Source organism: Steroidobacter sp., from assembly GCF_016790065.1.
Taxonomy (GTDB): Bacteria; Pseudomonadota; Gammaproteobacteria; order Steroidobacterales; family Steroidobacteraceae; genus Steroidobacter.
Map to the genome: position 1 here is coordinate 1 of NZ_JAEUPY010000126.1, position 8,633 is coordinate 8,633.

Here is an 8,633-nt window from a genome sequence, read left to right on the forward strand (position 1 = left end):
CTTGTAGGGCTGCAGCCCGCTCAAATCATAAGTAGCCGGAGTGAACGCCGCCGGTTTCGTAGCCGGGGGATCGGCAGCCACCGCACTGCCCGAACCGATGACTAGCATCGCCAGCACCACGGTGCTCATGCAAGTCGCTCGCAGCCGAGCCTTGTTGTCTGAACTCATTGCAGGTCTCTCGATGCAAATTCTGGAGCGGGCGGGTTCAACCCACCGGTCGCGAAAGCTGTTGGGACGACGATGGGCTACTTACTGCAGCTTTTTCAGTTCGGCCTGAATCATCTGCGCCGTCAGCGGCAAATACTTGCCGTCTCTTGCGATGGCTTCTTGGCCCTGCCGACTCAATACGTAGCGCAGATATTCCTTGACCTTCGGATCCACTGGCTGGCCGGGAGCACGGTTGATATAGATGTAGACCTCGCAGTACAGCGGATACTCGTGATCGCGCACCGAATCGATGGTGAGCTCGACGTAAGGTCCGCCTTCCTTCGCTGCCAGCGGCAGCGCTTTCGTCTCGCTGGTGAGATGCTGCATGCCGCTCCAGGCCATGCCATAGCGGTCCCTACTCAGGTCCTTGATCAACTCCCCCGCTGACACGGCAATCGAGCCATCGGCTTTGGCGTAGTTGGCGTACTCGCGCAGGTTCTCGTTCCACTTGTCGCCGCCATTGAATACTTTTCGTTCGAACTCGCGCGTGTCGTTGTAGCGCAAGTTGATGCCGTAAATATTGATCGGTTTATCGCGCCATTCACCAGTGAGCCCGAGCGCGCCCCAAGTGCGAATGCTCTTATCTGTGCCACGCGCCGCACTGAGTTCCCAAGTGGTGCCGTTCCAACCTCCGTCGCGCGCCGTACCGAAGATGCCGTCGAGCTGCTGCATCGAAATTTTTGCCAGCGGATTGTCCTTGTGGACGACGATCGAGTACGCAGGCAGCCAGCCAGTCACATTGAAGGAGCCGGTAGCCATCACGATCTCGGTCGGGCTATAGCCGAACATGCGCTCGAACGCTTCGATCTCGACGAAAGTGATGTGGCGACTGGGCGCCAAGTCCGCCTTGCCGGTGTACAACCCAGCGATGGCGACATGCGCTGTTTTCAAGCCGCTATAGTCGAATCGGATCTGCGGATGATGTTTACGAAAGCCATCTTCCCAGTACTTGCCCAGCGGGCTGTCGGCAAGATAGTTGTTGCCCCACAATCGCAGCTCGCCGGCGACGGTGGTCTCCGGCCGGTAGTCGGGCAGACTGCTCAGGTCGAAGTAGTTCTTGTCGTAGTGAGTGAGCTTGGCTTTCTCGGCCACCACTTTAGCGCGTGCGCTCTGCACTTCGAGGCCGTCTCGCGTTTCCTTCGATTGCTTCGCAGCTTCCAGCGCATGGGCCACGCCCAACCCGCCGGCCACCGCCATTGCACTGAGCATCCACAGCAAAAGCCTGGCATTGCGCTTGGCACGTATGTCCATCATTCCATCTCCACCGCAGTTGATACGACGATTCCGCCGCGCCGTTCGCTCAGTCGAGCTTCTTCAATTGTTCGCGCACCACCTCAGCCGGCAGTGGCAGATATTTTCCGTCGCGCGCCACCGCCTGCTGGCCCTCGCGACTGAGCACGAAGCGCAGGAACTCTTCGAGCTTGGGCTCGATCTTCTGGCCGGGCTTGCGATTGATGTAGAAGAACGTGTCTGCATACAGGGGATAGGTTCGATTCTGGGTGTTCTCCAGCGTCAGCTTGACGTAAGGACCTTCGGCCTTGCGGGCCAGATCCAATACCTTGGTTTGCTCGGTCAGGTCCATCAGTCCACCGTAACCGATGGCGTAGCGATCCTTGCCCACCGCCTGCATCACTTGCTCAGCGGCGCGCATGAACTTGCCGTCCTCGGCCAAATAGTTGGCGTATAGGGTCATGTTCTCGCTCCACTTGTCGCTGCCCTTCAGGATAGGATCGCCGATGCGCAGGCTCTGTTCGTAACGCAGGTTCAAGCCGTGCGGATTGATGGGCTTGTCCTTCCATTCGCCCGTGAGCCCCAGATCGCCCCAAGTGCGAATGTTCTTACCGGCACCCCGCGCACCATCTGTTTTCCATTCACCACCAGTCCAACCACCGACCCGCTGCGCACCGAAGATTGCGTCGATCTGTTCAAAGGAGATCTTGGTGAGCGGGTTGTCCTTGTGCACGAAAATGCCGAGGGCGTTGCTCCAGCCGGCGTAGGCAAACGATCCGGTTGCGACTACCACTTCGGTGGGGTCGTAGCCGAACACGCGGTTGAAAGCCATCCGTTCTGGCCACAGGATGGCTCGTCCTGACGCACCGATATCTGCACCGCCGGCATACAAACCGCCGATGGCGGTCGCCGCGCTGTACAGGTGATTGTCGAACTTCACTTGCGGGTGGTGCTTCTTGAAGCCCTTTTCCCAGTAGCTCCCGAGCGGGCCGTCTTTGAGATAGTTGTTGCCCCATATCTTCAGCGTGCCGCTGACCGCGGTGCGCGGCTTGTACGCAGGCAGTGCACTCAAGTCGAACTTGTCCGCTGGATAGGTCGTCGCCTTGCCGACGCGCGCGACGATGGCATTACGCTCCTTCTGGATCTCCGCCGGGTCGCGCGTATCAGCCGCGAACGCTTGGGTGGAACACAACGCGAGGGCCAGCAAGGCGAATTTAGGAAACATCTGCAAGGACCGGTTGAGCATTCATCGACTCCAATAGAATGGGCTTCTGACAACGCACGCGAGTCGTTTCAGAATCGCTTTCGCAGCATCAGCGAGAGCTGTCGCGGCTCTCCGGCACCGATGCGAATCGGCACAAACGAGTGCTGGTAGTACTCCTCGTCGAATACGTTGGCGAGCTTGAGCGACGCGTCGAACGAATCACCGACGTAGTACACTGCCAGATCCGCCACCGTGTAAGCGGGCAGTTTCAACGTCTGCCGAGTTGCAGCGGTGGGTAGCGAGCCCAGTCGCTCGGAGCGATGCACGACGCCACCGCTCACGCTGAAGTTCGATAGGAAGCCCGACAGTTGGTAACGCAGCAGCACGCTCGCGCTGTGCTTGGGCGCGTTCTGAGTCGGCGAGCCGACGCGGTTCAGCACCACGTCATCGGTGATCTCGGACTCGATGAATGAATATGCAGCAGTCAGCTGTAAAGCGTCGGTCGGCCGCACATTGACCTCGACCTCCGCACCGCGCGACTGCTCCTGGCCCACTTGGTCGAACAAGCCAGTGTTGCCAATTGCCTGAAGTACATCTTTCTTGTCGATATCGAACACGGCCAACGTACCGCTGCCGGTGCCGTCTGCTGCCTCGTACTTGACGCCAACTTCGATCTGACCGGCCGACTGCGGTTGCAACGCTCGGCTGGGGTCGAACGGACGCGCGCTGGCCTGTGGCGGCACAAACGAGGTGCTGTAACTGGTGTAGAGCGACCAAACGTCGTTTGGCTGGAACAGCAGGCCGACCATCGGCAATGTCTCGGAGTACGTTGCACGTTGCGCACTGGTGGTCACCAGGCGCAATTCTTCGGAACTCTGATCTTCCTTCTCGTGACGCACACCAGCTACTGCCTTCCAACGCTCGGTCAGCGTGACCATGTCGGTGACATAGAAGCCGTAGCTGGTGGATTTGTTCAAAGTGTGGCTCTGCGGCGGACCCACGCCGGGCACATCTCCATAGACGGGGTTGTAGATCTCGATGTCGATGATCGGCGAGGTAAAGCCGCGCAATCGATCCTGGTCGGTTTCCTCCCGACCGATGGTGAAACCCGTCAACAGCTTGTGCTCGATGCCGCCGGTTGCGAATCCGGCGGTGAGCTGACTGTCGATGAAGTTGTACTTGCGCTTGTTTAGCTGGTCGCGCTCGACGCGCTGCAGAGTCACCAGGTTTGGCCGTACCGCCTGATTGTCCAGACCGATGCTGTGATCCTGATTGCGGACGCTGCGCACTGAAACATTCAACGAGATATCTTCGTTGAACGAGTGGCGCACCAGCAGGCTGGCCACCTTGCCTTCCTCCTCCTGGGTATCGCCTGGTTCTTGATAGTGAGTCGTGATCGGCGCGATCAACCGATAGTCGAGATTGGGCGCCACCAAGCCCTGATCGTATGTGCCGTCACCGCGGCGATACTCCAACATCAGCGTGGCACGAGTGTCATCGGAGATGTTCCAAGTCAGGCTTGGCACCACCGCGAAAACCGTCTGATCGACGTCGGCGCGGAACGATTCGCGACTTTCATACTCGGTGATGGCTCGATACAGAAACTTACCCTGCGAGTCGATGGGGCCGGTGGAGTCGACCGAGGCGATATACGACAAGTCATCGCCAAACGATCGGCCGCCGCCGCCGTACGAGCTGGTGCGCAGCTCGACCGCAGTTTTGCGCGTCGCTTCCGGCTTCTTGGTGATGAGATTGACGAAGCCACCCGGTTGCGTGCGCCCATAGAGCACCGACGCTGGCCCTTTCACCACCTCGACACTCTGTAACATCGTGGTTGAAGAAGAGCCGAAGCGGGCGGAGAGCCCCGGCAAGCCGTCCACCATAATGGTGTTGCGATCGCTGCCTACCGAACTGAAGCCACGGATCGAGATGTCATAGCCCGAGCCACCGGATCGCTGTACACCTGCCATGTAGCCATACAAGTCAGCGACTCGCGGCGTATCGACAGCTTCCATGAACGATTCGCCGTAAGTCGCCAGCGAGAATGGCACGTCACGAATTTCCACGTCCATTTTCAGCGCGCTCTTACCCGACGCCTCGATGAAGCGTCCGGTCACCAGCACTTCCTCGAGGTTCGCGGCGCCTTCGCCCTCGGCAGCACAGGCCACCCCCATGCCGATGGCGCCTGTGACCACGTATGAAGCCAAGCCGCCGATGTAAGTCGCTCTTCTCATGGATTCCCCCGATGATTTATGACGCTGCCTGGCCCCGTCGTCAGTGTGTTGTCACGATCCGGGGGTGCGCCGGGGTCCTGCGATCCCGCCCTCGCCGCAGCGTCTGAAGCTGCGGGCGAACGGCTACGATCCGAACACCTTGAGCGACAGGCTATGCGCTCGTAGCGCCCTTGAGAATCGCTGTTTTTAGATAGCGGCGTTCTCGACTCTCGAACCCCGCGACCGCGGCGGCAGCACTCGCGACTCGTTGCCGACTCAATGCCCCTGCACGCCGAATTTTCGGTAGAGTATGCGCAGGCAGCGCGAGGCGGCCGCCTCTTCGACGGCTCGATATTTCGCCCGTCACGTCACTCGACAATCGACCAGCGAGGCACGGCGATGGATCACCGACAACTGAAATACTTCGTCGCCGTTTATGAGCGCAGGAATCTGTCGCACGCGGCTCAGCAGTGTTATGTCGCTCAGTCCGCGCTCAGCAGGCACATCACCAGCCTCGAGAGCGAACTCGGTTCGGTGCTGTTCGAGCGCGTGCCGCGCGGCATGGAGCCCACCGCAGCGGGCATTCGTCTTTACGAACATGCGCGCACTATCCTGAGCGCTATCGCCGCCGCCGAACGCGACCTCAAGCATGGCTCGACTCAGATCGCCGGCGAGATCGTCATTGGCATGCCGTTCAGCGCCATCGAGGGCATCGGCCTGCCGCTAATGGAGCGGGTCCGCGCGCAGCTGCCGCAAGCCCGAGTGGTGCTGCACGAGATGCTTTCCTACGAGATGTTCGACCAGTTGCTGTCGGGGGCAGTCAACATTGCGTTGTACTACAACGCATGGCCGGATTCCGGTGTGACGCTGACCCCATTGCTGATCGAGGAGCTGTACTGCGTTGGCCGAGCCGACCTGCTCGGCGAAGATCGCTCCGCCATGCGCTTCGAGGAGTTATTGGCCCTGCCTCACCTGATGCTCAAACAAGGCAATTCGCGTTCGATCTCTACCCAGACCAGGCTATTGCAGAATCTGCATGAGCACGCTGTGATGGAAATCAATTCGATCAATGGACTGCGTAAAGCGCTGATCGCCGGCATCGGCTGTATTCTCAGTCCGAAGATTACCGTTCGCGACCTGCTGGCCAGCGGCCAGCTCATGGCGAGGCCGGTGATCGAACCGACCATATCGCGCACGCTTTATCTGGGTCGAACCGCGCAACAGTCAGCGACGCCGCTCGGCGAGTTGATGCGCCGAATGATCCTGGAACTCATCGCTGAAGAGGTCGACGGCGGCGCCTGGGAAGCGAAGCTGATCTCGCAAACGGAAGCGGATAACCATCAGATGACAGCTCGATCCTAGCGGCAACGCTCGACTGCTCAGCCAGCGGTCCCCGGCTCCACCGGCTCGATGATCGAACACATGAAACACAGCGCCAGCAACGAGCATGCGGCGAGGAAGATGAACACGACATTCCAGCTGTAGCTGTCGAGGATCACACCCGTCAAGAACGGGATCGACGCGGTGCCGAACTGGCCACCGGTGTTGAGCAGGGAAGTCGCCACCGGAAAAGCCTTCTTGGTGGTCATCCGCGAAGGATAAATACTGTAGGCCGAGTAACCGACACTCAGCAGCACGCCAGTGACGAAGAGCAGCAGCGCCAGTACCACGGCATCGTTCGGCGCAGCAGTGAGCGAATACATCATTACAACGGTGGACGCGCACGTGATGAGCATAGTCGGCTTGCGTCGCTTGTTGAACCAACGATCGGATAGCCAGCCGCCGAGCAAATTGCCGAAGACGGCGCCTGCAAACGGCGCGGCGGCGACATAGCCCACCTTCATGATCGAGAAATGTTTGACCTCAACCAGATAGACCGGCAGCCACGCCAGAATGACACCGACGATGCCCTGCATGAAGAAGTAAGCGATGGCGGCGCCCCAGATGCTCCAGCAGCGAAAGATCTGCGCCGGTGTGTCCATGGGTTCGACTTGCCGCGTACGAATCACAGTATCCAGCCAGCGGAAGCGTCGCCCCTCAGTGCGAGCCGCTACCTGTGAGCTGTGCGCAACCGGCAGGTTTGCTGATTTGATGTAATCGACTTCTTCCCGGTTGCAGAAACGGCTGCCCGCCGGATCGTCCCGCACAAACCAATACCAGACCACTGCCAGCAGCAGCCCCGGAATGGCACAGAAGAAAAATACATATCGCCATCCCAGAGTAACGATGATCAACGCGCCCAGCGGCGGTACGATCAACGGACCGAACTTGGTCGCAGCGATGAAGATGCCGGCAGCTGTGCCCTTCTCCCGCGCCGGAAACCAGTTGTTGATCGTGGTCACCATGCCAATCGCCAGCGGCGCTTCGGCAAGTCCCAACGCGACCCGACATACTTTGATCCACACCACCGAGCCAGCGAAACCGATGGCAGCGGTCACAGCGGACGTCAGCAGTAATGCGGTCGGCACAACGATTCGTGTGCCCAGAGCGCGGACCATGAACGCTGCTGGCACCTGACCCAACGCATACGCGAAGGCAAACAAGCTCACGATCAATCCGGTCTGGGTATTGGTCAGGCCAAACTCTGAGCGTATGTAAGGGAGTGCGATACCGATGTTGGCGCGATCTGCAAATGCAGCGGTGTAGAGCACGAACACGATGCCCAGCACGATCCAGCGATAGCCAGTCCGGGTCGAGTCGGCGACCATCGGCTGCGCCGCTACGCGTTGCATTTCCCCCTGTCTTGAACTCATGTTGTCGTTGCGCTCACGGGCTGGCAAATAGCGTTCCGTCGGCGAGCATCGCGTCGATCTCGTCGGTGGATACGTCGCACTCGACTGCCACCTCGACGCTGTGCTCACCAATTCGTGGTGGCTGCCGACGCAGGCACGGGCGCCCGTCTCGCATCAGCACCGGCAAACCCGGCACACCGGCCACCGCCCTGGCCGCAGTGCCGGTGACGTTCTGCGCTCGTGCGAAATCGATCGGCAGCAACCCGCCGGATGCGAGCAAATGCGGGTCTTCGAACATTTGCGCTGGACGAGCGATAGGTGCGAAGGGCAACCCCAACGCCTCGCAGCGATGCATGAGTTCCGCCTGCGGCAGTTTCTGAAATACCGCGGCGACCTTCGGCAGGATCCGAGCCCTCGCTGCTGCCAACTGCTGCATGGTTGCTAGTTCCGGATCGTGGAGCAGATCGTGCAGACCAAACGCCTCACAGAACTTTCGCCACTGCGTCAGTGTCACGACGCCGACGAACAACTTCGCGCCACCGTCAGCGCAATCCAGTACGTCATAGACGGGCCAGGGCCGTCCTAAGGTGGGATCTGCAAAGCTTGGCAGCTCGCGGCCTTCAATGGCCGAGTACGCCATGTGCTGGGCCATCAGGAACATGTTGGTCTCGAACAGCCCGGATTGCACAGCGCCGCCGCGTCCCGTCCGGTCTCGTTCGCGCAATGCCGCCAGAATGGCGAGCGCGCCAAAGACGCCGCCAAGCACATCGTTCACCGATGCACCTGCTCGCAACGGCTGTCCCGGCGGGCCAGTCATGTAGGCCATTCCGCCCATCATTTGCACAACCTCATCGAGCGCCACCCGTTTCTCATAAGGTCCGGGGAGAAATCCCTTGAGTGCGCAATAAACCAGTCGCGGATTGATCTTAAGTGCCGCGTCGCTGCCAAGGCCGAGTTCGTCCATGGCGCCGTGCCGGAAATTCTCGATCAGCACGTCGCTCTGTGCGATCAACTTGCGCACCAAGGCAATCCCGGCGGGCCGTTTCA

6 protein-coding genes are annotated in these 8,633 nt (G+C 60.0%); 1 reads left to right on the plus strand and 5 read right to left on the minus strand.

Annotation, left to right across the window (positions count from 1 at the left end):
* Positions 1-249 precede the first annotated feature (249 nt).
* Genes JNL55_RS05380 through JNL55_RS05390 form a run of 3 tightly spaced genes read right to left on the minus strand, consistent with a single transcriptional unit; the run spans position 250 to position 4,875 of the window.
* Positions 250-1,461, minus strand: a complete 1,212-nt coding sequence (locus JNL55_RS05380) for a PstS family phosphate ABC transporter substrate-binding protein (RefSeq protein ID WP_293850360.1) — start codon at positions 1,459-1,461, stop codon at positions 250-252.
* A gap of 46 nt (positions 1,462-1,507) precedes the next feature.
* Positions 1,508-2,683, minus strand: a complete 1,176-nt coding sequence (locus tag JNL55_RS05385; protein ID WP_293850363.1) for a PstS family phosphate ABC transporter substrate-binding protein — start codon at positions 2,681-2,683, stop codon at positions 1,508-1,510.
* Between the two features lie 47 nt (positions 2,684-2,730).
* On the minus strand, positions 2,731-4,875 hold the full coding sequence (locus JNL55_RS05390; RefSeq protein WP_293850365.1) for a TonB-dependent siderophore receptor: 2,145 nt from the start codon (positions 4,873-4,875) through the stop codon (positions 2,731-2,733).
* Between the two features lie 378 nt (positions 4,876-5,253).
* Between JNL55_RS05390 and JNL55_RS05395 the strand changes: the two genes are divergently transcribed.
* A complete protein-coding gene (locus tag JNL55_RS05395; protein ID WP_293850368.1) occupies positions 5,254-6,216 on the plus strand; it encodes a LysR family transcriptional regulator in 963 nt (320 codons plus the stop codon).
* Between the two features lie 17 nt (positions 6,217-6,233).
* On the opposite strand, the gene JNL55_RS05400 is transcribed toward JNL55_RS05395, so the two are convergent.
* Complete coding sequence (locus tag JNL55_RS05400) at positions 6,234-7,607, minus strand: MFS transporter (protein ID WP_293850371.1); 1,374 nt, start codon at positions 7,605-7,607, stop codon at positions 6,234-6,236.
* 13 nt (positions 7,608-7,620) lie between these two features.
* Positions 7,621-8,633, minus strand: a 1,013-nt coding sequence (locus JNL55_RS05405) for a CaiB/BaiF CoA transferase family protein (protein ID WP_293850374.1), incomplete at its 5' end; no start/stop codon positions are given.

Coding starts and splice junctions, on each gene's coding strand:
- JNL55_RS05380 (WP_293850360.1), bottom strand. CDS start 1,461: ATGATGGACATACGTGCCAAGCGCAATGCCAGGCTTTTGCTGTGGATG.
- JNL55_RS05385 (WP_293850363.1), bottom strand. CDS start 2,683: ATGCTCAACCGGTCCTTGCAGATGTTTCCTAAATTCGCCTTGCTGGCC.
- JNL55_RS05390 (WP_293850365.1), bottom strand. CDS start 4,875: ATGAGAAGAGCGACTTACATCGGCGGCTTGGCTTCATACGTGGTCACA.
- JNL55_RS05395 (WP_293850368.1), top strand. CDS start 5,254: ATGGATCACCGACAACTGAAATACTTCGTCGCCGTTTATGAGCGCAGG.
- JNL55_RS05400 (WP_293850371.1), bottom strand. CDS start 7,607: ATGAGTTCAAGACAGGGGGAAATGCAACGCGTAGCGGCGCAGCCGATG.